Raw genomic sequence first — 25530 nt, forward strand, 5'->3', positions numbered from 1 at the left:
CGAAGGACCCGTCAGAGTTGGATCACCGCGCCCGACGCGAGCGACTGCGCCGCGGCGTCGGCCAGCGTCTGCGCCGCGACGCCGTCGTCGATGGTGGTGCGGAAGGGCTGGCCGTCCTGCAGGCGCTCGAAGAAGTGCACCAGTTCCAGCCGGTAGGCGTCGCGGTAGCGCTGCAGGAAGAAGTGCTCGGGCTTGTCGGCGTGCACGCCGGTGGCGTCGGACTGCACCACCTCGGTGGGGCGGTGGTTGCCGCACTGGAGCATGCCCGCCGAGCCCAGCACCTCGAAGCGCTGGTCGTAACCGTAGGCCGCGCGCCGGCTGGTGTTGATCTGGCACAGCCGACCCTTGCGGGTGCGGATCGTGACGACGCTGGAATCGATGTCGGGCACCTTGGCGATCTCGGGGTCCACCAGCACCGAGCCGGTGGCATACAGCGACTCGGCCTCGTCGCCCTCGTCGGTGCACAGGATCCAGCGGAAGATGTCGAAGTCGTGGATCAGCATGTCGCGGAAGATGCCGCCCGAGCCCTTGAGGTAGTGCGCTGGCGGCGCACCCGGGTCGCGGCTGGTGACGACCAGCATCTCGGGCTGGCCGATGTCGCCGCGCTGCAGGCGCTCCTTGGCGGCGCTGAAGGTCGGGTCGAAGCGGCGCTGGAAGCCGATCATGCAGGCCACGCCAGCTGCCTTCACGGCCTCGGCGCAGGCCTGGGCCCGCGGCACCGACAGGTCCACCGGCTTCTCGCAGAAGATGTGCTTTCGCGCCGCCGCGGCGCGGTTGATCAGGTCGCTGTGGGTGTCGGTGGGCGAGCCGATCACCACCACGTCGATCGACGGGTCGGCGAACACGGCGTCGGGCGTGGACACCTGCGCGCCGAGCTGGCCGGCCACCTCGCGGGCGGCGTCGGCCACCGGGTCGCACACGTACTTGAGCGACACGCCCGGCAGCGCGGCCACGTTGGCGCCATGGATGCGGCCGATGCGGCCGGCGCCGAACAGCGCGACGTTCTTCATGAGGACTCCTCGGATCAGTGGGTCGGGATGGAGGTGGACTCGTGCTGCAGTTCGAGCCTGCAGGCGAGCGCGATGAACAGGCTCTGGGCCAGCGCCATCGGGCTGGTCAGGGTGCGGAAGCCGAAGGTGACGTGCTCGTGCACCAGCAGCACGGCGCTGGCCTGGCGCGCCAGCGGGCTCATGCGGCTGTCGGTCAGCGCCACCAGCCGCGCGCCGCGCGCCAGGGCCGCCTCGGCCACCGCGAGCGTCTCCTCGGCATAGGGCGCGAACGACACGGCAACCATCACGTCGCCGCGCCGCACCGAGCGCACCTGGCCCTCGTGCATGCTGCCCAGCGCCGACACCAGCTGCACGCGCTTGTCGGTGTGCTGCAGCGCGTAGTCGAGATAGGCCGCCACCGGGAATGCGCGCCGCGCCCCGACGACCCAGATCGCGTCGGTGGCCGCCAGCAGCTCGACGGCCCGGCCGAAGGCCTTGCCGTCCAGGCCGCGCTGCAGTTCCTGCAGCCCCGCCACCGCGCCGGACAGGAAGGCCTGCGCGATCTCGACGCTGGGCAACGTGCCGGCGCCGGAATCGATGATCTCGCGGATGCGGCTGCGGTACGGACGGCCCGGCGCGATCTGGCGCGACAGCGACTCGCGGAACACCTTCTGCAGGTCGCTGAAGCCCGTGTAGCCGAAGTGCTTGGCAAAGCGCACCACCGCCGAAGGCTGCACGCCGCACTGGCGCGCCACGTCCTGGATGCCATCCAGCCCGACATGGTCGCGGTGCGACTCGAAGTAGCGTGCGATGGTCTTGAGCTGCGGGGACAGCTGTTCGTACTCCGACGTCATCCGCCGCAGCAGCTGGTCCACCGAGGGGCGCGCCGCCGCGGCGCCGGCGGCGCTCATTCCGGCTGCGCCCCCGGCACCCATTGGTCGTAGTCGACAAGCGCCCCGGTCATCACGCCCGAGGACGGGCTCAGCATGTAGGCGATCAGGCCGGCGAGTTCGTCGGGCTTGGCCAGCTGCCCCATCGGGCGTCCGGCTTCGGCCCTGGCCAGCCAGTCGTCCGGCGCATCGTGCGCCTTGCGCTGGATCGCATGCTCGCCCGGCGTGTCCATCCAGCCGGCCATGACGCCGTTGCAGCGGATGCGATGCCGGCGGTAGGACTGCGCCACGTTCTTCGTCAGGTTGGCCAGCGTCGCCTTGGACGCCGAGTACGGCACCAGGAACGACTGCCCGCAGTGGGCCGACTGCGACAGCACGTTGACGATCGAGCCCGGCGCCTGGCGCGCCAGCAGGTGGCGCACCAGCGCCTGCATCAGCAGGAACGGGCCGCGCGCATTGATGTCCATCTGCGCCTGCCACATCTCGAGCGTGGTATCCGTCAGCGAGCCGCGGTCGGTGGTGGCCGCCGAGTTGACCAGGGCGTTGACCGAGCCCAGGCGCTCGATCGCGCCGGCCATCAGCGCCTGGCAGCCCTCGGCGCGGCCGACGTCGGCGGCGATGAAGTGGGCGTCGCATCCGAGCGCCCGCACCTGCGCCGCGGCCGCCTCGCCGAGCTCGCGCCGGCGCCCGGCCAGCACCATCGCCGGCGCGCCTTCGCGCGCCAGCCGCAGGGCGACCGCCAGCCCGAGCCCCTGGGTGCCGCCGGTGATGACGGCCCGGGTGTCGCGGTGATACGGGAAGTGCTCAGCGTCCATCGTCGGTCCCTCGTCGGTTCGGAGCCGGACTGTAGCGGCGTCGCACCCCGGATTGGAAGCGGATTTCTAGTCGCTTTCCATGACGGAACATTTGTTCCAACCGCGCTAGACTCCCCGGGCGATGAACACCCCTGCCCTGCGCCTGGCGCCGCCGCAAGACCGCCGCTTCGACCTGGCCTGCCTCGGCCGCCTCGCGGTCGACCTGTACGCCCAGCAGTTCGGCGCCCGGCTGGAGGACGTCTCCAGCTTCGCCAAGTACCTGGGCGGCAGCTCGGCCAACATCGCCTTCGGCGCCGCCCGCCTGGGGCTGCGCTCCGCGATGATCTCGCGCGTGGGCGACGAGCAGATGGGCCGCTTCCTCGTCGAGACGCTGCAGCGCGAGGGCTGCGACACGTCGATGGTGCAGGTCGACCCGTCGCGCCTGACCGCGCTGGCGATCCTGGCACTGAAGGACCGCGACACCTTCCCGCTGCTGTTCTACCGCGAGAACTGCGCCGACATGGCCATCGACGCGGCCGGCATCCGCGAGGACTTCATCGCCGACTGCCGCTGCCTGCTGATCACCGGCACCCACCTGTCCCAGCCCACGGTGCGGGCTGCGTCCTCCGCAGCGCTGGCCCTGGCGGGCCGGCACGGCGTGATGCGCGTGCTCGACATCGACTATCGCCCGGTGCTATGGGGCCTGACCAAGCGCGGCGAAGGCGCCAACCGCTTCGTGGCCGACGCGCGCGTCACCGCCAGCCTGCAGGAGATGCTGCCCTGCTTCGAACTGCTGATCGGCACCGAGGAGGAGTTCCTCATCGCCGGCGGCGTGCCCAGCGACCTGCTGGCCAGCCTGCGCCGCGTGCGCGAGGTGACCCCCGCCGCCATGGTGGTCAAGCTCGGCGCCCGCGGCTGCTGCTTCATCGACGGGCCGGTGCCGGCCCGCCTGGAGGACGCGCCCACCGTGGTCGGCGAGCGCATCGAGGTGTTCAACGTGCTGGGCGCCGGCGATGCCTTCGCCGCCGGCCTGCTCAGCGGCCTGCTGCGCGGCGAGGGCTTCGAGGCGTCGGCCCGCATCGCCAACGCCTGCGGCGCGCTGGTGGTGTCCCGCCACGCCTGCGCGCCGGCGATGGCCACGCCGGCCGAACTGGCGCACTGGTTCAGCGGCCACCGTGCGCCGCGCGTGGACAGCGACCCGCTGCTGGCCCACCTGCACCGCACCACCGCCGCCCGGCCGGCCTGGCCCGAGCTGTGCGTGATGGCCTTCGACCACCGCTCGCAGTTCGTGGACATGGCCCAGGCCGCGGGCGCGCCGCTCGCGCGGCTGCCGCGCCTGAAACGGCTGCTGCTCGACGCCGCCCGCCGCACCATGGCGGCGCAGGGCCTGCAGGGGCGCGGCGGCGTGCTGATCGACGGCCGCTTCGGTCTCGACGCCCTGGCCGACGCCACCGGCAGCGGGCTGTGGATCGGCCGGCCGGTGGAGCAGCCGGGCTCGCGCCCGCTGGCGTTCGACGGCACCCGCTCGGTGGGCAGCACACTGGTGGAATGGCCGCGCGAGCAGGTCGTGAAGTGCCTCGTGCACTACCACCCGGACGACGCGGCCGGGCTGCGCGTGGCGCAGGAGGAGCGCCTGCTGGAGCTGTGGGAGGCCACGCGCGCCAGCGGCCATGAGCTGCTGCTCGAGGTGATCGCGCCGCAGCATGCCGACGAGGCCGTGCTGCGCGCCGTCAAGCGCTTCTACAACCTCGGCCTGAAGCCGGAATGGTGGAAGCTGGCGCCGATGTCGGCCGCGGCGTGGGATGCGCTCGCCGCCCTGGTGGCCGAGCGCGACCCGCAGTGCCGCGGCGCGGTGATCCTCGGCCTGAGCCAGCCGCTCGACGCCCTGGCGGCGGCCTTCGCTGAGGCGCGCCACCCGATCGTCAAGGGCTTCATGGTCGGCCGCACGATCTGGGGCGACGCCTGCAAGGCGTGGCTGCGCGGCGAGATCGACGACGACACCCTGGTGCAGCGCTGCGCCGACCGCTATGCCGCGCTGGTGACCGCCTGGCGCGACAGCCGACAATCCCTGCCCACGCCATGAACGTTGCCGCTCCCACCGTCCGCCTCACGATGGCCCAGGCCCTGGTGGCCCACCTGGCCGCGCTGCGCGTCGAACTCGACGACGGCAGCGTGGTGCCCTACTGCGCCGGCGTCTGGGCGATCTACGGCCACGGCAACGTGGCCGGGCTGGGCGAGGCCCTGGCGCGGCACCGCCGGCAACTTCCCGTGCTGCGCGCCCACAACGAGCAGGCGATGGCCCATGCGGCGATCGCTTTCGGCAAGGCCACGTTCCGGCGCCGCATCATGGCCGCCACCACATCCATCGGCCCCGGCGCGACCAACCTGCTCACGGCGGCGGCGCTGGCCCATGTGAACCGCCTGCCGGTGCTGCTGCTGCCCGGCGACGTGTTCGCGTCGCGCGAGCCCGACCCGGTGCTGCAGCAGGTAGAGGACTTCGCCGCCGGCGACATCAGCGCCAACGACGCCTTCCGTCCGCTGGTGCGCTACTTCGACCGCCTGACGCGGCCCGAGCAGATCCTCGAGGCACTGCCGCGTGCGGTGCAGGTGATGACCGACCCGGCCCGGTGCGGCCCGGTCTGCCTGGCGCTGCCGCAGGACGTGCAGACGATGGCCTTCGACTGCCCGGCGTCGTTCCTGTCGCCGCCGGTGCTGCGCCTGCGCCGCCCGGCGCCGGACGCGCTCGAGCTGGCGGCGGCCGTCGACGCGCTGCGGCGCGCGAAGCGCCCGCTGCTGGTGGCCGGCGGCGGCGTGCTGTACAGCGGGGCTGCCGCCACGCTGGCGGACTTCGCGCAGCGCCACGGCCTGCCGGTGGGCGAGACCCAGGCCGGCAAGGGCAGCCTGGCCTGGAACCATCCGCTGAACCTGGGCGCCGTCGGCGTCACCGGCTCCCCGGCCGCCAATGCGCTGGCGCAGGACGCCGACCTGGTCGTCGGCGTGGGCACCCGGCTGCAGGACTTCACCACCGGCTCGCACGCGCTGTTCGCGCAGGCGGGCCTGCTGTCGGTCAACGTGCAGCCCTTCGACGCCGGCAAGCGCGGCGCGCAGCCGCTGGTGGCCGACGCCCGGGTGGCGCTCGACGCACTGGATGCGGCGCTGGGCGCCTGGCAGCCCGACGCGGCCTGGACCGCGCGCGCCGCGCAGCAGGCCGCACAGTGGGCGGCGCGGGTGGCCGAGCTGACCACCGCCGCACCGCCGGCCGGCGCCCTGCCCTACGACGCCGAGGTCATCGGCGCGGTGCGCGAGTCCGCGCCCGACAGCGACCTCCGCGACATCGTGGTCTGCGCCGCCGGCACGCTGCCGGCCGAACTGCACAAGCTGTGGCGCACCGCGCACCCGGGCGGCTATCACATGGAGTACGGCTACTCGTGCATGGGCTACGAGATCGCCGGCGGCCTGGGCGTCAAGCTCGCGCGGCCCGACTGCGAGGTGATCGTCATGGTGGGCGACGGCTCCTACCTGATGCTCAACTCGGAGATCGCCACGTCGGTGATGCTGGGCCTGAAGCTGATCGTCGTGGTGCTGGACAACCGCGGCTTCGGCTGCATCCAGCGCCTGCAGCTGGCCAGCGGCAGCGAGCGCCACAACAACCTGCTCGAGGACGCCGTGGGCGACGGCGGCAGCGACGTCCGGGTGGACTTCGCCGCCCATGCCGCCAGCCTGGGCGCGCAGGCCACCAAGGTGGCCGACCTGTCCGCGCTGCAGGCGGCGATGCAGCGCGCGCGCGCCGCCCGCAGCACGCAGGTGATCGTCATCGACACCACCCCCTGGCGCACCACCGACGACGGCGGGGCCTGGTGGGAGGTGGCGATTCCCGAAGTCTCGCCGCGGCCCGAAGTGGCCGCCGCGCGCGAACGCCATGTCGCCGGCAAGCGCCGCCAGCGACGCTGATCCCCAACCCCCGCACCGTCATGACCTGGAACGTACGCATCGGAGTGAACCCCCTGTCGTGGATGAACGACGACTTGCCGTCGCTGGGCGGCGAGACGCCGCTGGAGACCGCGCTCGCCGAGGGCAAGGAGATCGGCTACGAGGGCTTCGAGCTGGGCAACAAGTTCCCCAAGGACGGCCCGTCGCTCAAGGCCAAGCTCGACGAGTTCGGCCTGGCCTGCGTGTCGGGCTGGTACTCGGGCTTCCTGGCCCACGACACGGTCGACGCCGAGATCGCGCGCTGCGTGGCCCACATGAGCAAGCTCCAGTACAACGGCGTCAAGGTCGTGGTGTACGGCGAGGTGGCTGGTTCGATCCAGGGCGACATGGAACGTCCGCTGCGCGAGCGCCCGCGCTTTCCGGACGAGGCCGCTTGGAGCGCCTACGCGTCGAGGCTGGACGCCTTCGGCGCGCACCTGAAGCGCACCTACGGCATCACGCTGGCCTACCACCACCACATGGGCGCCTACGTCGAGTCGCCCGAGGACATCGACACGCTGATGCGGCTGACCGACCCGGCCTGCACCAGCCTGCTGTTCGACACCGGCCACGCCTACTACGGCGGCGCCGCCGACCCGGTGGCGCTGCTGCGCCGACATGCGTCGCGCGTGGCGCATGTGCACTGCAAGGACGTGCGACCCGACCTCATCGCCAAGGCCCGAAACGACGGATGGAGCTTCCTGCGCGGCGTGCTCGCTGGCACCTTCACCGTCCCGGGCGACGGCGTGATCGACTACGACGCCGTGCTGGGCACGCTGCGTGCCGCCGGCTACCAGGGCTGGCTCGTCGTCGAGGCCGAGCAGGACCCGGCGGTGGCGCCCAGCTATGCCTACGCGAAGAAAGGCCACGACACGCTGCGGCGCATCGTGGCGGGGGGCTGACATGCCGAGCCACCTGCTGGCCAAGGCCCGTGCCGACGGGCGCGAGATCGTCGACGTCACGCCGCAGCGCGCCGGCTGGACGCATGTGGGCTTTCGCGCGCTGCGCCTGGCCGACGGCGAGGTCGAGACGCTCGACACCGGCGCGCGCGAACTGTGCGTGGTGGTGCTCGCGGGCCGGGTCGACATCCAGGCCGGCACCGAGCACTTCGACGCCGTGGGCAACCGCGACAGCGTGTTCGACGAGCGCGCGCCCGGCGCGGTGTACGTGCCGCCCGGCGTGGCGGTGTCGCTGCGCGCCCGCGGCACGGCGGAGGTGGCGCTGTGCACCGCGCCCGGCGATGACAAGCCGCGTACGGCGCGCCAGATCGACCCGGCCTCGATGAAGCGCAGCGTGCGCGGCCAGGGCAGCAACACGCGTTACGTGTGCGACATCCTGCCGCACGACGACCCCACCGCCGCGCACCTGCTGGTGGTGGAGGTGCGCACGCCGGCCGGCCACTCGTCGAGCTATCCGCCGCACAAGCACGACGACGACGCCCCGCCGCTGGAGACGCGGCTGGAGGAGACCTACTACCACCGCCTGAACCCGCCGCAGGGCTTCGCCTTCCAGCGCGTCTACACCGACGACCGCAGCCTGGACGAAGCCATGGCGGTGGAGGACCACGACGTGGTCATGGTGCCCCGCGGCTACCATCCCGTGGTGGCCCCGCACGGCTACGATCTCTATTACCTCAACGTGATGGCCGGCCCCACCCGCCACTGGGTGTTCCGCAACGACCCGGCCCACGAGTGGATGCTCAAGAACCGATAGGAGTCCGACCATGGGCGCGCCCGAAGCCTTCACCGCCACCACCGACGTCGGCCACTGGATCGGCGGCCACCGCGTCGCCGGCACCAGCGGCCGCTCGCAGGCGGTCTACAACCCCGCCACGGGCGCCGTGGCGCGCCAGGTGGCGCTGGCCTCGGCCGCCGAGGTCGACGCGGCCGTGGCCTCGGCGCAGGCGGCCTTCCCCGCCTGGGCCGAGACGCCGCCGATCCGCCGCGCGCGGGTGATGCTCAAGTTCCTGGAGCTGATGAACCAGCACCGCGACACGCTGGCCGCGATGATCACCGCCGAGCATGGCAAGGTGTTCACCGACGCGCAGGGCGAAGTCACGCGCGGCATCGACATCGTGGAGTTCGCCTGCGGCATCCCGCAGCTGCTCAAGGGCGACTACACCGACCAGGTCTCCACCGGCATCGACAACTGGACGATGCGCCAGCCGCTGGGCGTGGTGGCGGGCGTGACGCCGTTCAACTTCCCGTGCATGGTGCCGTGCTGGATGTTCCCGGTGGCCATCGCCTGCGGCAACACCTTCGTGCTCAAGCCGAGCGAACGCGATCCGTCGCCGTCGCTGTTCATCGCCGAGCTGTTCAAGCAGGCCGGCCTGCCGGACGGGGTGTTCAACGTGGTCCAGGGCGACAAGGTCGCGGTGGACACGCTGCTCGGGCACCCGAACGTCAAGGCGCTGTCCTTCGTCGGCTCGACGCCGATCGCGCAGTACATCTACGAGACGGGCGCCCACCACGGCAAGCGTGTGCAGGCCCTGGGCGGCGCCAAGAACCATATGGTGGTGATGCCCGACGCCGACATCGACCAGGCCGTGGACGCGCTGATCGGCGCGGCCTACGGCTCGGCCGGCGAGCGCTGCATGGCCATCAGCGTGGCCGTGCTGGTGGGCGACGTCGGCGATCGCATCGTGCCGCTGCTGGCCGAGCGCGCCCGCGCGCTGAAGGTGCGCAACGGCATGGACCTCGACGCCGAGATGGGCCCGATCGTCACACGCCAGGCGCTGGAGCGCATCGAAGGCTACATCGCGCTGGGCGTCGAGGAAGGCGCGAAGCTGGTCGTCGACGGGCGCGGCTTCAAGGTGCCCGGCCACGACAAGGGCTTCTTCACCGGCGGCACGCTGTTCGACCACGTCAAGCCGACGATGCGCATCTACAAGGAGGAGATCTTCGGCCCCGTGCTGGCCTGCGTGCGCGCGAAGGACTTCGCCGAGGCGGTGCAGTTGGTCAACGACCACGAGTTCGGCAACGGCGTGGCCTGCTTCACCAGCGACGGCAATGTGGCGCGCGAGTTCTCGCGCCGCATCCAGGTGGGCATGGTGGGCATCAACGTGCCCATCCCCGTGCCGATGGCCTGGCACGGCTTCGGCGGCTGGAAGCGCAGCCTGTTCGGCGACATGCACGCCTACGGCGAAGAGGGGGTGCGCTTCTACACGCGCCAGAAGAGCATCATGCAGCGCTGGCCGGCGTCGATCGGCAAGGGTGCCGAGTTCGCGATGCCCGTGTCCAAGTAGGTCGCAGCCACCCCAACGAAAAAGCCCCGCAGTGCGGGGCTTTCTTCTTGGGCGATCAAACTCTGGAGGCGCGGGGCGGAGTCGAACCGCCCTGGACGGATTTGCAATCCGCTGCATAACCGCTTTGCTACCGCGCCGTTCAAGGACAAAGCCCGGCGGGGCCGGGCTTTGATCCATGGGACTCTGGAGCGGGAAACGAGTCTCGAACTCGCGACCTCAACCTTGGCAAGGTTGCGCTCTACCAACTGAGCTATTCCCGCGGAAGACCATCATTATAGGGGCAAATCGAGACCTTGCCAGCCGGTGCTCAATGCGCCCTCGCCTCGCCGCCCGCGGGCGGCACGGCCGGATCGGCCTTGGCCGCCGCCGGCGTCTCGGGCACCGGCTCCTCGTCGGGCAGCGGCTGGGGCATCGTCTCGAGCGCCAGCTCCAGCACGCGATCGATCCACTTGACGGGAATGATCTCGAGGTGGTTCTTGACGTTCTCGGGGATGTCCTGCAGGTCCTTGACGTTCTCCTCGGGGATGAGCACCGTCTTGATGCCACCGCGGTGCGCCGCCAGGAGCTTCTCCTTCAGGCCGCCGATGGCCGTGACCTCGCCTCGCAGCGTGATCTCGCCGGTCATCGCGACATCGGCCTTGACGGGGATGCCGGTCAGCGCCGAGACGAAGGCGGTCGTCATCGCGATGCCCGCGCTCGGCCCGTCCTTCGGAGTGGCGCCGTCGGGCACGTGGATGTGGATGTCGCGCTTCTCGAACAGCTCGTCCTTGATGCCCAGCCGGCGTGCGCGCGAACGCACCACCGAACGCGCCGCCTCGACGGACTCCTTCATCACGTCGCCGAGCGAGCCGGTGCGGATCGTGCCGCCCTTGCCGGGCATCGTGGCTGCCTCGATCGTCAGCAGGTCGCCACCGACCTCGGTCCAGGCCAGGCCCACGACCTGGCCGACCTGGTTCTGCTTCTCGGCGCGGCCGTAATCGAACTTGCGCACGCCGAGGAAGTCGTTGAGGTTGTCCTCGGTGACCGTGACCGGCGCGTCCATCTTCTTGAGCTGCAGACTCTTGACCGTCTTGCGGCAGATCTTGCTGATCTCGCGCTCGAGCGAGCGCACGCCGGCCTCGCGGGTGTAGTAGCGGATGATGCCGCGGATGGCGTCGTCGCCGACCACCAGTTCCTCGTCCTTCACGCCATTGTTCTTGCGCTGCTTGGGCAGCAGGTAGCGCTTGGCGATGTCGACCTTCTCGTCCTCGGTGTAGCCCGACAGGCGGATGACTTCCATCCGGTCCAGCAGGGCCGGCGGGATGTTCATGCTGTTGGACGTGGCGACGAACATCACGTCGGACAGGTCGAAGTCGACCTCGACGTAGTGGTCGCTGAAGGTGTGGTTCTGCTCCGGGTCCAGCACCTCCAGCAGCGCCGACGACGGGTCGCCGCGGAAGTCCATGCCTAGCTTGTCGATCTCGTCGAGCAGGAACAGCGGATTGCGCGTGCCGGCCTTGGTGAGCGACTGCAGCACCTTGCCCGGCATCGACCCGATGTAGGTGCGGCGGTGGCCGCGGATCTCGGCCTCGTCGCGCACGCCGCCCAGCGCCATGCGGACGAACTTGCGCCCGGTGGCGCGCGCCACGCTCTGGCCGAGCGAGGTCTTGCCCACGCCCGGGGGGCCCACCAGGCACAGGATCGGCGCCTTGACCTTGTCCACGCGCTGCTGCACCGCGAGGTACTCGAGGATGCGCTCCTTGACCTTGTCCAGGCCGGCGTGGTCCTCGTTGAGCACATCCTCGGCATGCGTCAGGTCGTGCTTGATCTTGGTCTTCTTGCTCCAGGGCAGGTTGACCAGGGTGTCGATGTAGTTGCGCACCACCGTGGCCTCGGCGGACATGGGCGACATCAGCTTGAGCTTCTTCAGCTCGTTGTCGACCTTCTTGCGCGCCTCCTTGGGCATGCGCGCGGCCTTGATCTTCTTCTCGAGATCCTCGAGGTCGGCACCTTCCTCGCCGTCGCCGAGTTCCTTCTGGATCGCCTTGACCTGCTCGTTCAGGTAGTACTCGCGCTGGCTCTTCTCCATCTGGCGCTTGACGCGGCCGCGGATGCGCTTTTCCACCTGAAGGATGTCGACCTCGTGCTCGAGCAGCTCGAGCAGCTTTTCCATGCGCTTGCCGACGTGGTCGAGGTCCAGCACGGACTGCTTGGCCTCGAGCTTGAGCGGCAGGTGGGCGGCGATCGTGTCGGCCAGGCGGCCGGCGTCGTCGATGCCGGCGATGGACGTCAGGATCTCCGGCGGGATCTTCTTGTTGAGCTTGACGTACTGGTCGAACTGCTGGGTGACCGCGCGACGCAGCGCCTCGATCTCGGGCGTGGGATCGGCCACCGGCGGGATCGGCCGGACCTCGCCGACGAAGTACTCGCCGGTGTCGGAGATCGACACGGTGGTGGCGCGCTGCGTGCCTTCGACCAGCACCTTCACGGTGCCGTCGGGCAGCTTGAGCATCTGCAGGATCGACGAGACGCAGCCGACGTCGAACATGTCGTCGGCCTTGGGCTCGTCCTTGCCGGCGGCCTTCTGGGCCACCAGCACGATCTGGCGCCCGGCCTCCATCGCGGCTTCCAGGGCCTTGATGGACTTGGGACGGCCGACGAACAGCGGGATGACCATGTGCGGGAACACCACCACGTCGCGCAGCGGCAGCAGCGGCAGCGTGATCGGGTCCGCGGGGAGGATGGGATGTCCGGACATGAGGGGACCTCTCTTTCTCAGGCCCACATGGCGCCTGAGCGACGAAACACAAGGATCAGGCGCTGGCCTTGGCCTGTTCGCGGTAGACCAGGAGCGGCTTGGTGCCCTCCTCGATGTTGTGCTCGTCCACGACGACCTTGGCCACACCATCCAGGTTGGGCAGATCGAACATGGTGTCGATCAGCGCCTGTTCAACGATCGACCGCAGGCCGCGGGCCCCGGTCTTGCGGGCCAGCGCCTTGCGGGCGATGGCGGCCAGCGCGGAGGGGCGCAGTTCAAGGTCCACGCCGTCCATGGCGAACAGCTTCTGGTACTGCTTGGCCAGGGCGTTCTTCGGCTCGGTGAGGATCTGGACCAGGGCGTCCTCGGTCAACTCGCCCAGGGTGGCGACCACCGGCAGGCGGCCGACCAGTTCGGGGATCAGGCCGAACTTGATCAGGTCTTCCGGCTCGGCGTCGCGGAACAGGTCGGCGGCGCGCTTTTCGGTCTTGCTGTGGACCGACGCGCCGAAGCCGATGCCCGACTTCTCGGTGCGGTTCTGGATCACCTTCTCCAGGCCGTCGAAGGCGCCGCCGCAGATGAACAGGATGTTGGTCGTGTCGATCTGCAGGAAGTCCTGGTTCGGGTGCTTGCGGCCGCCCTGGGGCGGCACGCTGGCCATCGTGCCTTCCACCAGCTTGAGCAGCGCCTGCTGCACGCCCTCGCCCGACACGTCGCGCGTGATGCTGGGGTTGTCGGCCTTGCGGCTGATCTTGTCGATCTCGTCGATGTAGACGATGCCACGCTGGGCGCGCTCGACGTCGTAGTTGCAGTTCTGCAGCAGCTTCTGGATGATGTTCTCGACGTCCTCGCCCACGTAGCCAGCTTCGGTCAGCGTGGTGGCGTCGGCGATCACGAAGGGCACGTTCAGCAGCCGGGCCAGCGTCTGGGCCAGCAGGGTCTTGCCGCTGCCCGTGGGGCCGATGAGCAGGATGTTGCTCTTGGACAGCTCGACCTCGTCCTTGCCCCCCATGTGCTTGAGGCGCTTGTAGTGGTTGTAGACCGCCACCGACAGCGTGCGCTTGGCAGTGTCCTGGCCGATCACGTACTGGTCGAGGATCGTCTTGATCTCGGACGGCGTGGGCAGGTCCGACTTGGCCGACTTGGTGCTGGCGGACTCGGCCGGCACCTCGTCACGGATGATGTCGTTGCACAGCTCGATGCACTCGTCGCAGATGAACACCGACGGGCCCGCGATCAGCTTCTTCACCTCGTGCTGCGACTTGCCGCAGAACGAGCAGTAGAGGACCTTTTCGCTGGAGCTGCCTTTTTTCTCGGCCATGGGGGTGCCTGGAAACGGGTTCAGACCATCATAGTGCAAGCCGCCGGTCGGGCCAGACGCGGAAAAGGGGCCGGATCCGGGGTACTGTGGCCCCGATCACGACCGCTTCTCGATCACCTGGTCCACCAGCCCGTAGTCGCGGGCTTCGGTGGCGGACATGAAATAGTCACGCTCGCTGTCGGAGCGGATCTTGTCGATCGGCTGGCCGGTGCGCTCGGACAGGATCTGGTTCAGCGTCTCGCGCAGCTTCAGAATCTCGCGCGCCTGGATCTCGATGTCGGTGGCCTGGCCCTGCGCCCCGCCCGAGGGCTGGTGGATCATGACCCGCGAGTTCGGCAGGGCGATGCGCTTGCCCTTGGCACCCGACGCCAGCAGGAACGCGCCCATGCTGGCCGCGATGCCCATGCACAGCGTGGACACGTCCGGCTTGATGAACTGCATCGTGTCGTAGATCGACATGCCGGCGCTGACCGAGCCGCCCGGGGAGTTGATGTAGAAGAAGATGTCCTTGTCCGGGTTCTCGCTCTCCAGGAAGAGCATCTGCGCCACCACCAGGTTGGCGGTGGCGTCGTTGACCGGGCCCACCAGGAAGACGATGCGCTCGCGCAGCAGGCGCGAATAGATGTCGTAGGCGCGCTCGCCGCGCCCCGACTGCTCGATGACCATGGGCACCAGGCCCAGCCCTTGTGTTTCCAGTGCGCTCACCAGCGGTTCCTCGTTGACGGTCGGATTCGATCCAGGCCGATTATGGGGTGCAAAAAACAAAGGCGCCGGGCCTCGCGGCGCGGCGCCTTGCTCCTGTGTCGGCGATGCCTCAGGCCGTCATCAGCTCGTCGAACGGCAGCGCCTTGTCGCTGACCTTGGCCAGGCCAAGCACGTGGTTGGTGACGTTGTTCTCGATCACGATGGCTTCCACCTCGGCCATGCGCTGGCGGTCCGACAGGTACCAGCGCATCACCTCGGCCGGCTTCTCGTAGCTCTGGGCCATCTCCTCGATGTGGGCCTGGAGTTGCTCCGGCTTGGCCTGCAGGCCGGCAGAGCGCACCAGTTCGGCCACCACCAGGCCCAGACGCACGCGGCGCTCGGCCTGCGAGGTGAACAGCTCGGCCGGAATCGGGGCCTTGTCGGCGTCCTTGATGCCGCGCTGCTTCAGGTCGGCGCGCGCCGATTCCACCAGGCGCTCGGTCTCGCCTTCCACCAGGGCCTGGGGCACGTCCAGCTCGGCGGCGCCGACCAGCGCGTCCATCACGGCCGCCTTGTTGCGCGACAGCACGCGGAACTTGACCTCGCGCTCGAGGTTCTTCTTGACGTCGGCGCGCAGCGCGTCGACCGTGGCGTCCTTGATGCCCAGCGTCTTGACGAAGGCGTCGTCGACCACCGGCAGGTGCTGGACCTCGATCTTCTTCATCGTGACGAGGAAGTCGGCTTCCTTGCCCGCCACGTCCTGGCCCTGGTAGTCGGCCGGGAAGGCCACCGGGAAGGTCTTGGACTCGCCGGCCTTCATGCCGCGCACGCCCTGGTCGAACTGGGGCAGCATCTGGCCCTCGCCGACGATGAACTGGAACGCCTCGGCCTTGCCGCCGGCGAACGGTTCGCCGTCGATCTTGCCTTCGAAGTCGATCGTGACCCGGTCGCCTTCAGCGGCGCCTTCGGCGGCCGGGCGCTGGGCGAAGGTGCGGCGCTGCTTGCGCAGGATCTCGACGGTCTTGTCGATGGCGGCGTCGGTCACCTCGGTGGTGACGCGCTCGACCGACACCTGGGACAGGTCGCCGATGCGCACTTCCGGGTAGACCTCGAAGGTGGCGTCGAAGGCCATGTGGCCGTCGGCAGCCTCTTCCTTCTGAGTGATCTTGGGCGCGCCGGCCACGCGCAGGCGGGCCTCGTTGGCGGCCTGGTTGAAGGCCTCGCCGACCTTGTCGTTCATCACCTCGTACTGCACCGAGTAGCCGTAGCGCTGGGCCACGACGCTCATCGGCACCTTGCCGGGGCGGAAGCCGTCGGCACGGACGGTGCGGGCCAGCTTCTTCAGGCGGGTCTCGACCTCGCCGGTGATGCTTTCCAGCGGCAGCGACAGGGTGATGCGGCGTTGCAGCTTTTCGAGGGTTTCGACAGTGACCGTCATGGCAGGGTTCTCGAGGAGGTTTTTCGTGGTGCGCGGGGGGGGACTCGAACCCCCACGCCGGTGAAGGCGTCAGGACCTAAACCTGGTGCGTCTACCAATTTCGCCACCCGCGCGGGCAGCAGCCGGTGTGCGGCTGGCGGCAAACGCGGGATTTTAGCCTGTAGTCGCCGACGCCCTCGTCACGCTCGCTTCACCCTGAACCACGCCGCGTACATGGCCGGCAGGGCCAGCAGCGTCAGCGCCGTGGCCACGATCAGCCCGCCCATGATCGCCACGGCCATCGGACCCCAGAACACGCTGCGCGACAGCGGGATCATGGCCAGCACCGCGGCCGCGGCCGTCAGCACGATCGGGCGGAAGCGGCGCACCGCCGACTCGACGATGGCGTCCCAGGCCGGCACCCCGCGGGCGCGGTCCTGCTCGATCTGGTCGATCAGGATCACCGAGTTGCGCATGATCATGCCCGCCAGCGCGATGAAGCCCAGCAGCGCCACGAAGCCGAACGGCCGGTCCAGCAGCAGCAGCGCGCCCGCCACGCCGGCGATGCCCAGCGGCGCCGTCAGCACCACCAGGAACGCGCGCGAGACGCTCTGCAACTGGAGCACCAGCAGCGTGAACATGATGAACAGCATCACTGGCACGCCGACGGCAATGGAACCCTGGCCCTTGCTGCTCTCGGCCACCGCGCCGGCCACCTCGATGTCGTAGCCCACCGGCATGCGCTCGCGCAGCTTCTGCAGTTCGGGCCAGACCTGCGCCGTCACCGTCGGGCCCTGCACGCCGTCGACCACGTCGCCCTGCACGGTGGCGGCGTACTTGCGACCCTCGCGCCAGATGACGCCCGGCTCCCAGACCAGGTCCACCCGGGCGATCTGCGACAGCGGGATCGACCGGCCCGAGGCCGTCGGCAGGTAGGCCGTGGCCAGGTCGGTGATGGCGTTGCGCTCGTCCGCCGGCTGCCGCAGCACGATGTCGATCAGTTTGTCGCCCTCGCGGAACTGGCCCACGGTGGTGCCGGACAGCACGGTGCGGGCCGCCTGGGCGATGCCCTGGCTGGTGACGCCGAGCACGCGCGCCTTGTCCTGGTCGATCGTCAGGCGCAGCACCTTGACGCTCTCGTTCCAGTTGTCGTTGACGCCGCGCATGCTGGCATTGGCCCTCAGCACGGCCTTGGCCTCGTCGGCCCAGGCGCGAACACCCGCCACCTCGGGCCCGACCACCCGGAACTGCACCGGGTACGGCACCGGCGGCCCGTTGGGCAGCAGCTTGACCCGCCCTCGGGCTTCCGGGAACTCGGTGGCCAGCAGTGCCGGCAACTTGCGCCGCAGGGTCTCCCGGGCCGACAGGTCGGCCGGCAGCACGATGGTCTGGCTGACGTTGCTGTTCTGGAAGATCTGGTCTAGCGGCAGGTAGAACCGCGGCACGCCCGAGCCGACCCAGGTCGTGACGCTGGCCACGCCGGGCTCGCGGGCGATGCGCTCCTCGAACCGTCGCGCCAGCGCCTCGCTCTCCGCGACGGTCGACCCCTCGGGCAACCACAGGTCCACCAGCAGTTCGGGGCGGCTGGAATCGGGGAAGAACTGCTGCTGCACCTTGCCCATGCCGACCACGCCCAGCGCAAAGGTCAGCAGGGTCACGCCGATGGTGATCCAGCGGTGCGCCACGCACCAGTTCACGGCCTTGCGGAAGCGTGCGTAGAACGGCGTGTCGAACAGTTCATGGGCGCCCTCGCCGGGGCCGACGTGCGCCTTGGTGCGCAGCAGGCGCGCGCCGAGATAGGGCACGAAGTAGACCGACACCACCCACGAGATCACCAGCGCGGCGGTGGTGACGGCGAAGATGGCGAAGGTGTACTCGCCCACGGAGGAGCGGGCCAGGCCGATCGGCAGGAAGCCCGCGGCGGTGATCAGCGTGCCGGTGAGCATCGGCATCGACGTGATCTCGTAGGCGAAGGTGGCGGCGCGGACCTTGTCGTAGCCCTCCTCCAGCTTGCGGACCATCATCTCGACGGCAATGATCGCGTCGTCCACCAGCAGGCCCAGCGCGATGATCAGGCTGCCCAGCGAGATCTTGTGCAGGCCCACGCCCCAGTAGTACATGACCACGAAGGTGATGGCCATGACCAGCGGGATCGTGATCGCCACCACCAGGCCGGGCCAGACGTCGATGCGCAGCGGACGCGTGTGCAGGCCCAGGGCGATGAAGCTCACGGCCAGCACCACCACCACCGCCTCCACCAGCACGCGCACGAACTCGCCCACCGAGCGCGACACCGCCGCGGGCTGGTCCTGCACCTGGGCCATCTCGATGCCCGCGGGCAGTTCGGCCTGGATGGCGCGGGCCTGCGTGCGCAGCGCGGCGCCCAGCGCGACGATGTCGCCGCCCTTGGTCATCGACACCCCGAGCGCGATCACCGGCTTGCCCTGGTGGCGCACCTTCACCTGAGGCGGGTCGATCGTGCCCCGGGTCACGGTGCCGATGTCGCGCAGGCGCAGCTGGCTGGCCTGCCCCGTGGCCGGGTTGACGGCCCGGATCGGGAACTGCTCCAGGTCGGCGAGCGACCGGAACTGGCCGCCGATGCGCACCTGCAGGTTCTGGGTGCCGGCATTGAGCAGACCGGCGCCCTCAACGGCGTTCTGGGCGCCCAGCTGCGCGATCACCTGGTTGACGTCCAGGCCCAGCGTGGCCAGCCGCTTGTGGGAGATCTCGACGAACACCTTCTCCGGCTGGGCGCCGAAGATCTCCACCTTGGCCACGTCCTTCACGCGCAGCAGGCGGTCGCGCACGCGGTCAGCATATTCGCGCAGTTCCTCGTCGCTGAAGCCGTCGGCCGACAGCGCATAGATGGTGCCGTAGACGTCGCCGAAGTCGTCGTTGAACACCGGGCCGATCACGCCCGCCGGCAGGCTGGCGCGCATGTCGCCGACCTTCTTGCGCGCCTGGTACCACACGCCCGTCACCTCCTTCGGCGGCGAGCTGTCCTTGAGCTGCAGGATCGTCAGCGACTCGCCCGGCTTGGTGTAGCTGCGCAGCACGTCGCTGTAGGGCACGTCCTGCAGGGCCCGTTCGATCTTGCTGGTGACCTGCTCGGCCATCTGTTCGGCGGTGGCGCCGGGCCAGAAGGCCTGTACCACCATCGCGCGGAAGGTGAACGGCGGATCCTCGTCCTGGCCGAGCTGGAAGTAGGCGGCGAAGCCGAGCACCAGCAGCACCACCATCAGGTAGCGCGTCAGCGCAGGGTGGTCGAGCGCCCAGCGCGAGATGTTGAACCGGGAGCCGTCGCGGGGGCTGCCGGCGGGAACCTGGGAAGCGGTGTCCTGCATGGTGCGTCCCGCCTCAGCGCACGGCCGACGCCGCAGACGCGACAGCCGCCGCACCGTACAGCGACACCTTCTGCCCCGGCGTGAGCACATGGACGCCGGCACTGACGACCGTATCGCCCGCCTTGAGGCCCGACGACACCAGCACCATGCTGCCCTCCGCCCCGCTCACCTCGACCGTGCGGGCCTGCACGGTCATCGAGTTGCGGTCCAGCACCCAGACGCTGGACTTGCCCTGGTGCTCGAACACGGCCGGCAGCGGCAGCCGGAACGCGCCGGGCGCCGCCGGCACGGCCAGCGTCACGGTGGCCGTCTGGCCCAGGCGCACGTCGGCGCGGCCGATGTCGGCCTTGATGGTGAAAGTGCGCGTGGCCGGGTCGGCGGCGGCCGCCACCTCGCGCACCGTGGCCGGCAAGGTGGCCGTGCCGCCCCACAGGCGCACCCGCAGGACCCCGGGCTTGCCGACCAGGGACCGCAGGGCGCCGACGTCCTGTTCGGGCACGGCGAACACCACGTCGCGCGGGCCATCGTGGGCCAGTCTCAGCACCGGCGCGCCGGCACTTAGCACGGCGCCCGGCTCGGCGTCGACGGCCGTGACGACGCCCGCGGCGTCGGCCACCAGCTCGCCGTAGCGCGCCTGATTGCCCTGGACGGCGGCCTGGGCCTGGGCCTGCTCCCACTGCGCCTGGGCGGCCTTGGCGGCGTTGTCGCGGCGGTCCAGTTCGGCGTCGCTGATGAAGCCCTGGGCACGCAGTTCACGCGCGCGCTTCAGGTCGCTGGCCGCCTGTTCCGCGTTGACGCGGGCGGCCTGCAGCGCCGAGCGTGCCGCGTCCTGGGCCAGCTTCAGGTCCTGCGTGTCCAGGGTGGCCAGCACCTGCCCCTTGCGGACGGTGTCGCCCACATCGACGCTGCGCCGGACCATCTTTCCGCCGACGCGAAAGCCCAGCCTCGACTCGGTTCGGGCGCGGACCTCGGCGGCGAAGTCCACCGTGCTGCCGGCGGCCAGCTGGCCCACCGTGAGCGTGCGCACCGCTCGAACCGGTTCCGCCTGCGGTGCGGGCCGGGAACAGGCCGCCACGAGAAGCAAGGGGAGGATCCAGGCAAGACGGGGCAGCTTCATGGTCGGGTTTCCGCTGGGAGCCCGGCACTTCGGGCTTTCTTGTTACTGACTGACTGGTCAGTAATATAGGAGCCCCGGCGGGGAGATGTCAACGACAGACGTGAGGCGCATGCAACGCCGTGGACAATCCGCCCCGTGGGTGTCGATCACTACGAGAACTTCCCCGTGGCGTCCTGGTTGTGTCCGGCGCCGCTGCGCCCGGCCGTCACCGCCATCTACCACTTCGCGCGCACCGCCGACGACATCGCCGACGAGGGCGACGCATCGCCCGAACATCGGCGCGCGCTGCTCGACCGCTACGCCGGGTCGCTGCAGGCGTGCGCGACGGGCCAGCCGGACGAGCACTGGCCCGAGGTCTTCGTGCCCCTGGACCGCCAGATCCGCGCCCACGCCCTGCCCGTGCCGTTGCTGGCCGACCTGCTCAGCGCGTTCCGCCAGGACACCGCCAACCCCCTGTATCCGGACCGGGCCGCGCTGCTCGACTACTGCAGCCGGTCGGCCAACCCGATCGGAAGGCTGCTGCTGCACCTCGCGGGCGTGAACGACCGGGCCGCGTTGGCCGAGTCGGACGCGATCTGCAGCGCCCTGCAGTTGGCCAACTTCTGGCAGGACCTGTCCGTCGACCTGCCACGGGGGCGCTGCTACGTGACCGAAGCCGACGCCCGCCGCTTCGGCCTGACGCATCCGGTCCGCCGCGAGGACACGGCCGCCAGCCGCGAGCTGGTGCGCGACCTGGTGGGCTGGACACGCCAACTGATGCGCGCTGGCGCGCCGCTCGTGCACCGGATGCCCGGCCGCTTCGGCTGGGAGCTGCGCTTCGTGGTCCAGGGGGGCCTGCGGGTGCTGGAAAAGATCGAAGCGCGCCGATTCGACGCGATGGCGCACCGCGTGACCCTCGGGCGCGGCGACGCGCCGCTGCTGGCCTGGCGCGCACTTCGCATGCGATCCGGCATCACCGCCCCGCCCACCGCCGAAGAGTCCCCCAGGCCCCAGCCATGACCCCCGAGCAGTACGTCCAGGACAAGGCGGCGCGCAGCGGATCGTCCTTCTACTACGCCTTCCGCTTCCTCGGGCCCGAGCCGCGCGCGGCGATCACCGCGTTCTACGCCTTCTGCCGCGAGGTCGACGACGTGGTCGACGAGGTCGAGGACCCGGGCGTGGCCGCGACCAAGCTCGCGTGGTGGCGCACCGAGGTCGGGCGCGCCTACGATGGCGCACCGACGCATCCGGTGATGAAGGCGCTGATGCCCCTGGCCGGTCGCTATGGCATCGAGGCGCGCCATCTGCTGGCGGTGATCGAAGGCTGCGAGATGGACCTGCAGCAGAACCGCTACCTCGACTTCGCCGCCCTGTCCCGCTACTGCCACCTCGTGGCCGGCGTGGTGGGCGAGGTGGCAGCCGGCATCTTCGGACGCACCGACGAGCGCACCATCGCCTACGCGCATCGACTGGGCCTGGCGATGCAGCTCACCAACATCATCCGGGACGTCGGCGACGACGCGCGCCGCGGCCGCATCTACCTGCCGATGGACGAGCTCAAGCGCTTCGACGTCAAGGCGGCCGAGATCCTGCAGCGCCAGTCACCCTGGGGCTACAGCGAGCGCTTCACCGCCTTGATGAAGTTCCAGGCCGAGCGGGCGCACCGCTGCTTCGACGAAGCCTTCGCGCTGCTGCCCGCGGCCGACCGGCGCAGCCAGCGTCCGGGCCTCGCGATGGCGCAGATCTACCGCACGCTGCTGCGCGAGATCGAGGCCGACGACTTTCGCGTGCTGCACCAGCGCGTCGCGCTGACCCCCCTGCGCAAGGTGTGGATCGCGATGTGCACGCACTGGCGCGAGCGCTGATGGCGTCGCCCGGCCGATCGGTGGCCGTGATCGGCGCCGGCTGGGCCGGCCTGGCGGCGGCGGTCGGCGCCGTGCAGTCAGGCCACCGCGTCACGCTGCACGACATGGCACCCCGCCCTGGCGGGCGCGCACGCACGGTGGAACTGCCGGGGCACCGCCTCGACAACGGCCAGCACATCCTGATCGGCGCCTACCGGGAGACGCTCGCGCTGATGCGCACGGTGGGCGTTGATCCGCAGCAGGGCCTGTTGCGGCGCCCGCTGACGCTGGTCGATCCGGCCGGGCTCGGCCTTCGCCTGGGCCCGGGTCCCGCGGCGCCGGCGTTCGCCGCCGCGGTGCTGCGCGCCGGTCACTGGCCCTGGCACGCCCGCGTCGCCTTGCTGTGGGCCGCGGCGCGGTGGCGGATGTCGGGCTTCCGGGCCCGCAGCAACGAGTCCGTGGCTGATCTGACGCGCCACCTGCCGGCGCCGGTGCGCGACGCGCTGATCGACCCGTTGTGCGTGGCCGCGCTCAACACGCCCGCCGCCGAGGCCAGCGCGCAGGTGTTCCTGCGCGTGCTGCGCGACGCGCTGTTCGGAGGCCCCGGCGCGGCGGACCTGCTGCTGCCCAAGGCCCTGCTCGGGGACCTGCTGCCCGACCCGGCCACCCGGTGGCTGCAGGCGCGGGGCGCACGCTGCCTCTGGACGTATCGGGTGGACGAACTGCGCCCGGCGTCCCACGGCGCGGGCTGGGTCGTCGACGGCGCCGCCTACGACGCCGTCGTGCTGGCCTGCAGTGCCACCGAGGCCGCGCGGCTCGTGCGCCCGGTCGATGCCGCCTGGGCCGACGCTGCGTCGGGCCTGGACTACCAGCCGATCGTCACGGTGTACCTGTCGAGCCCGGGCTCGTCGCTGTCGCAGCCGATGACCGCGCTGAGCAGTTCGGCCGAGCACCCGGCCCAGTTCGTCTTCGATCTCGGTGCCATCGATGGAGGCGGACCGCGCGCCGGGCTGTTCGCCTTCGTGGTGAGCGGTGCGCGCGACTGGCTGGAGCGCGGCGTGGACGCCATCGCGCAGGCCACGCTGCAGCAGGCGGCGCGAGCCTTCCCACCGGGCACTTGGCGAGTGACCCCCAGCCTGGTGCAGACGATCGCCGAGCGCCGGGCCACCTTCGCCTGCCGCCCCGGGCTGGTCCGGCCGGCCAGCGGCATTGCGCCGGGCCTGGCCGCGGCCGGCGACTTCGTCCAGGGCCCCTACCCCGCCACGCTCGAAGGCGCCGTGATGTCGGCCCGCCCGGCCCTGCGGTGGCTGCAATTGGACGCCGCCCCCCAGGTTTCGTGATCCGGTCACCAGTTTCGCCATGCAAGAATGGCGGCACGGTAGCTTTCGATCGCGCGCATGGCCACCAGAGACCACCACACGCCCACCATCCAGGTCCTCGAGCGCAGCTTCGCCCTGCTGGACGTGCTGGCGCAGCACGCGGACCCGATGGCCCTGAAGGACATCGCCGAACGCACCGGCCTGCACCCGTCCACGGCCCATCGCATCCTCAACGACCTGGCGGCCGGCCGCTTCGTCGACCGCCCGCAGGCCGGGGTCTACCGACTCGGCATGCGGCTGCTGGAGCTGGGCAACCTCGTCAAGGCGCGCATCTCCGTGCGCGAGGCGGCCCTGTCGCCGATGCGTGACCTGCATCGCCTGACGAACCAGGCGGTGAACCTGTCGGTGCGCCAGGGCGACGAGATCGTCTACATCGAGCGCGCCTACAGCGAGCGCTCGGGCATGCAGGTGGTGCGCGCCGTCGGTGGACGCGCGCCGCTGCACCTGACCTCGGTGGGCAAGCTGTTCCTGGCGGCCGAGCCCGCCGACCGCGTGCGCGCCTATGCCGCACGCACCGGCCTGGCCGGCCACACCCGCAACAGCATCACGCAGCTGGCCGCGCTCGAGCGCGAGCTGGACACCGTCCGTGCCCGCGGACACGCCCTCGACAACGAGGAACTGGAGATCGGCGTGCGCTGCGTGGCCGCGGGCGTCTACGACGACTCGGGCAAGCTGGTGGCCGGGCTGTCGATCTCGGCCCCCGCGGACCGCCTGGAGGCGGGCTGGACCGACCGGGTCACCGCCACTGCGGCCGAGATCTCGCGCGCACTGGGGCACGACCCGGGCGAACCGGCGTCCCTCGTGGCGCCTTTGCGCCGGCGCTGAGCCCGCGCCGAGCCGTCAGACCTGGGGCACCGCCGCAGCGACCGCGCTGCTGTGCTCGTTGAGCCACTTGCGGATGCGCTCGGCGTCACCGATGCGGGAGTACTTCCCGGCCGAGTCGAGCAGCACCATGATCAGCTTGCGCCCGGCCAGTTGCGCCTGCATCACCAGGCAGCGGCCGGCCTCGGCGATGTAGCCGGTCTTCTGCAGGCCGATGTCCCATTCGCCGTTGCGCACGAGCAGGTTGGTGTTGCGGAACTGCACCGAGCGCCGGCCCACGGCCACGGCTGCCTCGGGCGACGTCGACAGGCGACGGATCAGCTCGTGCTTGTCCACTTCGCGCACCAGCAGCGCCAGATCGGCGGCATTGGACTGGTTGCGGCTGGACAGCCCGGTGGGTTCGACGTAGCGCGTGTCCTTCATGCCCAGCGCCTGGGCCTTGCGGTTCATCGCCTCGACGAAGGCCGTCAGCCCACCAGGGTAGTGACGACCCAGCGCGTGGGCGGCGCGGTTTTCGCTCGCCATCAGCGCCAGGTGGAGCATCTCCTCGCGCGTCAGCGACGTGCCCACGCGCAGGCGCGATCCGCTGCCCTTCTCGGTGTCCACGTCCTGCGCGTCCACGGTCAGCATCTCGTCGAGGGGCAGCCCGGCTTCGGCCACCACCAGGGCCGTCATCAGCTTGGTGATCGACGCGATGGGCAGCACGGCCTGCGAGTTCTTGGAAAACAGCACCTCGTTGGTGTCCTGGTCGAGCACCAGGGCCACGCCGGACTTCAGGTCCAGCGGATCGTCGGCCGCATGCAGACCGGCGAGCTGGCCCTGCGACGGACGGGCCGGTGCCACCACCTTGCGCGCTCGCACGGGGCGGGCCTTGGCCTTGGCCTTGGACGCCGCCTTGGCGCTTTTCTCGACGGTGGCGGCGCCACGAGACTTCGTGGCTGCCTGGGCCGGGGCGGTCAGCAGCGCCAGGAAACCCAGGAGGCTCAGCACGAGCGCGAGA

General features: G+C 70.5%; 19 protein-coding genes and 3 tRNA genes. 9 read left to right on the top strand and 13 right to left on the bottom strand.

The window, feature by feature from the left end; translation table 11 throughout:
* Nucleotides 1-11 precede the first annotated feature (11 nt).
* From iolG to AC2EAQ_RS02240, 3 genes are read right to left on the bottom strand one after another with little or no spacing between them, the layout of a single operon-like run.
* Nucleotides 12-1010 carry an inositol 2-dehydrogenase gene (iolG, locus tag AC2EAQ_RS02230; RefSeq protein ID WP_484640077.1) on the bottom strand — a complete coding sequence of 333 codons (999 nt, stop codon included), beginning with the start codon at nucleotides 1008-1010 and terminating at the stop codon, nucleotides 12-14.
* Between the two features lie 14 nt (nucleotides 1011-1024).
* The gene (locus AC2EAQ_RS02235; RefSeq protein ID WP_484640078.1) at nucleotides 1025-1900 is read right to left on the bottom strand and encodes a MurR/RpiR family transcriptional regulator; all 876 of its coding nucleotides are present in this window, start codon (nucleotides 1898-1900) and stop codon (nucleotides 1025-1027) included.
* Nucleotides 1897-2694, bottom strand: coding sequence for an SDR family oxidoreductase (locus AC2EAQ_RS02240; protein WP_484640079.1), 798 nt, complete (start codon nucleotides 2692-2694; stop codon nucleotides 1897-1899). Before AC2EAQ_RS02240 ends, AC2EAQ_RS02235 begins: the two co-directional genes overlap by 4 nt.
* 121 nt (nucleotides 2695-2815) lie before the next feature.
* Here AC2EAQ_RS02240 and AC2EAQ_RS02245 point away from each other — a divergent pair, with 121 nt between their 5' ends.
* From AC2EAQ_RS02245 to AC2EAQ_RS02265, 5 genes are read left to right on the top strand one after another with little or no spacing between them, the layout of a single operon-like run.
* Nucleotides 2816-4756 carry a bifunctional 5-dehydro-2-deoxygluconokinase/5-dehydro-2-deoxyphosphogluconate aldolase gene (locus AC2EAQ_RS02245; protein WP_484640080.1) on the top strand — a complete coding sequence of 647 codons (1941 nt, stop codon included), beginning with the start codon at nucleotides 2816-2818 and terminating at the stop codon, nucleotides 4754-4756.
* A complete protein-coding gene (iolD, locus tag AC2EAQ_RS02250) occupies nucleotides 4753-6624 on the top strand; it encodes a 3D-(3,5/4)-trihydroxycyclohexane-1,2-dione acylhydrolase (decyclizing) (RefSeq protein WP_484640081.1) in 1872 nt (623 codons plus the stop codon). Before AC2EAQ_RS02245 ends, iolD begins: the two co-directional genes overlap by 4 nt.
* A gap of 20 nt (nucleotides 6625-6644) precedes the next feature.
* Nucleotides 6645-7544 (top strand): myo-inosose-2 dehydratase, encoded by a 900-nt coding sequence (gene iolE, locus AC2EAQ_RS02255; protein WP_484640082.1) that lies wholly within the window; start codon nucleotides 6645-6647, stop codon nucleotides 7542-7544.
* A 1-nt stretch (nucleotide 7545) separates the two neighbouring features.
* On the top strand, nucleotides 7546-8355 hold the full coding sequence (iolB, locus tag AC2EAQ_RS02260; RefSeq protein ID WP_484640083.1) for a 5-deoxy-glucuronate isomerase: 810 nt from the start codon (nucleotides 7546-7548) through the stop codon (nucleotides 8353-8355).
* Between the two features lie 10 nt (nucleotides 8356-8365).
* Complete coding sequence (locus AC2EAQ_RS02265; protein ID WP_484640084.1) at nucleotides 8366-9886, top strand: CoA-acylating methylmalonate-semialdehyde dehydrogenase; 1521 nt, start codon at nucleotides 8366-8368, stop codon at nucleotides 9884-9886.
* 63 nt (nucleotides 9887-9949) lie between these two features.
* Here the strand turns inward: AC2EAQ_RS02265 and AC2EAQ_RS02270 are convergent.
* The 9 genes from AC2EAQ_RS02270 to AC2EAQ_RS02310 all read right to left on the bottom strand — a co-directional run bounded on the left by AC2EAQ_RS02270 (nucleotide 9950) and on the right by AC2EAQ_RS02310 (nucleotide 20416).
* A tRNA-Cys gene (locus AC2EAQ_RS02270) sits at nucleotides 9950-10023 on the bottom strand.
* A gap of 47 nt (nucleotides 10024-10070) precedes the next feature.
* Nucleotides 10071-10146 (bottom strand) — tRNA-Gly (locus AC2EAQ_RS02275).
* Nucleotides 10147-10193: 47 nt separating this feature from the next.
* The gene (gene lon / locus AC2EAQ_RS02280) at nucleotides 10194-12623 is read right to left on the bottom strand and encodes an endopeptidase La (protein ID WP_484640085.1); all 2430 of its coding nucleotides are present in this window, start codon (nucleotides 12621-12623) and stop codon (nucleotides 10194-10196) included.
* A 55-nt stretch (nucleotides 12624-12678) separates the two neighbouring features.
* Nucleotides 12679-13944 (bottom strand): ATP-dependent Clp protease ATP-binding subunit ClpX, encoded by a 1266-nt coding sequence (clpX, locus tag AC2EAQ_RS02285; RefSeq protein ID WP_484640087.1) that lies wholly within the window; start codon nucleotides 13942-13944, stop codon nucleotides 12679-12681.
* A gap of 96 nt (nucleotides 13945-14040) precedes the next feature.
* Nucleotides 14041-14649, bottom strand: a complete 609-nt coding sequence (clpP, locus tag AC2EAQ_RS02290) for an ATP-dependent Clp endopeptidase proteolytic subunit ClpP (RefSeq protein ID WP_484640088.1) — start codon at nucleotides 14647-14649, stop codon at nucleotides 14041-14043.
* A 109-nt stretch (nucleotides 14650-14758) separates the two neighbouring features.
* Nucleotides 14759-16066, bottom strand: coding sequence for a trigger factor (tig, locus tag AC2EAQ_RS02295; protein ID WP_484640089.1), 1308 nt, complete (start codon nucleotides 16064-16066; stop codon nucleotides 14759-14761).
* A gap of 26 nt (nucleotides 16067-16092) precedes the next feature.
* Nucleotides 16093-16179 (bottom strand) — tRNA-Leu (locus tag AC2EAQ_RS02300).
* Nucleotides 16180-16245: 66 nt separating this feature from the next.
* Entirely contained in the window at nucleotides 16246-19389 is a 3144-nt protein-coding gene (locus AC2EAQ_RS02305) for an efflux RND transporter permease subunit (RefSeq protein WP_484640090.1), read from the bottom strand.
* Between the two features lie 13 nt (nucleotides 19390-19402).
* Entirely contained in the window at nucleotides 19403-20416 is a 1014-nt protein-coding gene (locus AC2EAQ_RS02310) for an efflux RND transporter periplasmic adaptor subunit (protein WP_484640091.1), read from the bottom strand.
* 225 nt (nucleotides 20417-20641) lie between these two features.
* On the opposite strand from AC2EAQ_RS02310, the gene hpnC reads away from it, so the two are divergent.
* From hpnC to AC2EAQ_RS02330, 4 genes are read left to right on the top strand one after another with little or no spacing between them, the layout of a single operon-like run.
* Nucleotides 20642-21505, top strand: a complete 864-nt coding sequence (gene hpnC / locus AC2EAQ_RS02315; RefSeq protein ID WP_484640092.1) for a squalene synthase HpnC — start codon at nucleotides 20642-20644, stop codon at nucleotides 21503-21505.
* Nucleotides 21502-22350: a presqualene diphosphate synthase HpnD gene (gene hpnD, locus AC2EAQ_RS02320; RefSeq protein WP_484640093.1), complete on the top strand. Its 849-nt coding sequence runs from the start codon at nucleotides 21502-21504 to the stop codon at nucleotides 22348-22350. Before hpnC ends, hpnD begins: the two co-directional genes overlap by 4 nt.
* Entirely contained in the window at nucleotides 22350-23669 is a 1320-nt protein-coding gene (gene hpnE / locus AC2EAQ_RS02325; protein WP_484640094.1) for a hydroxysqualene dehydroxylase HpnE, read from the top strand. The genes hpnD and hpnE overlap by 1 nt, the downstream gene beginning before the upstream one ends.
* A gap of 57 nt (nucleotides 23670-23726) precedes the next feature.
* Nucleotides 23727-24533 (top strand): IclR family transcriptional regulator, encoded by an 807-nt coding sequence (locus AC2EAQ_RS02330; protein ID WP_484640095.1) that lies wholly within the window; start codon nucleotides 23727-23729, stop codon nucleotides 24531-24533.
* A 15-nt stretch (nucleotides 24534-24548) separates the two neighbouring features.
* Here the strand turns inward: AC2EAQ_RS02330 and pbpG are convergent, their stop codons facing one another.
* Nucleotides 24549-25520, bottom strand: a complete 972-nt coding sequence (gene pbpG / locus AC2EAQ_RS02335) for a D-alanyl-D-alanine endopeptidase (protein WP_484640096.1) — start codon at nucleotides 25518-25520, stop codon at nucleotides 24549-24551.
* Between the last annotated feature and the right edge of the window lie 10 nt (nucleotides 25521-25530).

The sequence above is a fragment of the Aquabacterium sp. T101 genome (genome assembly GCF_057219775.1).

Bases quoted from the DNA above. Each gene is read 5' to 3' on its own strand.
- AC2EAQ_RS02330 (WP_484640095.1), top strand. From the start codon at position 23,727: ATGGCCACCAGAGACCACCACACGCCCACCATCCAGGTCCTCGAGCGC.
- hpnD (WP_484640093.1), top strand. From the start codon at position 21,502: ATGACCCCCGAGCAGTACGTCCAGGACAAGGCGGCGCGCAGCGGATCG.
- iolB (WP_484640083.1), top strand. From the start codon at position 7,546: ATGCCGAGCCACCTGCTGGCCAAGGCCCGTGCCGACGGGCGCGAGATC.
- AC2EAQ_RS02305 (WP_484640090.1), bottom strand. From the start codon at position 19,389: ATGCAGGACACCGCTTCCCAGGTTCCCGCCGGCAGCCCCCGCGACGGC.
- tig (WP_484640089.1), bottom strand. From the start codon at position 16,066: ATGACGGTCACTGTCGAAACCCTCGAAAAGCTGCAACGCCGCATCACC.
- AC2EAQ_RS02235 (WP_484640078.1), bottom strand. From the start codon at position 1,900: ATGAGCGCCGCCGGCGCCGCGGCGGCGCGCCCCTCGGTGGACCAGCTG.
- iolE (WP_484640082.1), top strand. From the start codon at position 6,645: ATGACCTGGAACGTACGCATCGGAGTGAACCCCCTGTCGTGGATGAAC.
- iolD (WP_484640081.1), top strand. From the start codon at position 4,753: ATGAACGTTGCCGCTCCCACCGTCCGCCTCACGATGGCCCAGGCCCTG.
- AC2EAQ_RS02265 (WP_484640084.1), top strand. From the start codon at position 8,366: ATGGGCGCGCCCGAAGCCTTCACCGCCACCACCGACGTCGGCCACTGG.
- lon (WP_484640085.1), bottom strand. From the start codon at position 12,623: ATGTCCGGACATCCCATCCTCCCCGCGGACCCGATCACGCTGCCGCTG.
- AC2EAQ_RS02240 (WP_484640079.1), bottom strand. From the start codon at position 2,694: ATGGACGCTGAGCACTTCCCGTATCACCGCGACACCCGGGCCGTCATC.
- clpX (WP_484640087.1), bottom strand. From the start codon at position 13,944: ATGGCCGAGAAAAAAGGCAGCTCCAGCGAAAAGGTCCTCTACTGCTCG.
- iolG (WP_484640077.1), bottom strand. From the start codon at position 1,010: ATGAAGAACGTCGCGCTGTTCGGCGCCGGCCGCATCGGCCGCATCCAT.
- hpnE (WP_484640094.1), top strand. From the start codon at position 22,350: ATGGCGTCGCCCGGCCGATCGGTGGCCGTGATCGGCGCCGGCTGGGCC.
- AC2EAQ_RS02245 (WP_484640080.1), top strand. From the start codon at position 2,816: ATGAACACCCCTGCCCTGCGCCTGGCGCCGCCGCAAGACCGCCGCTTC.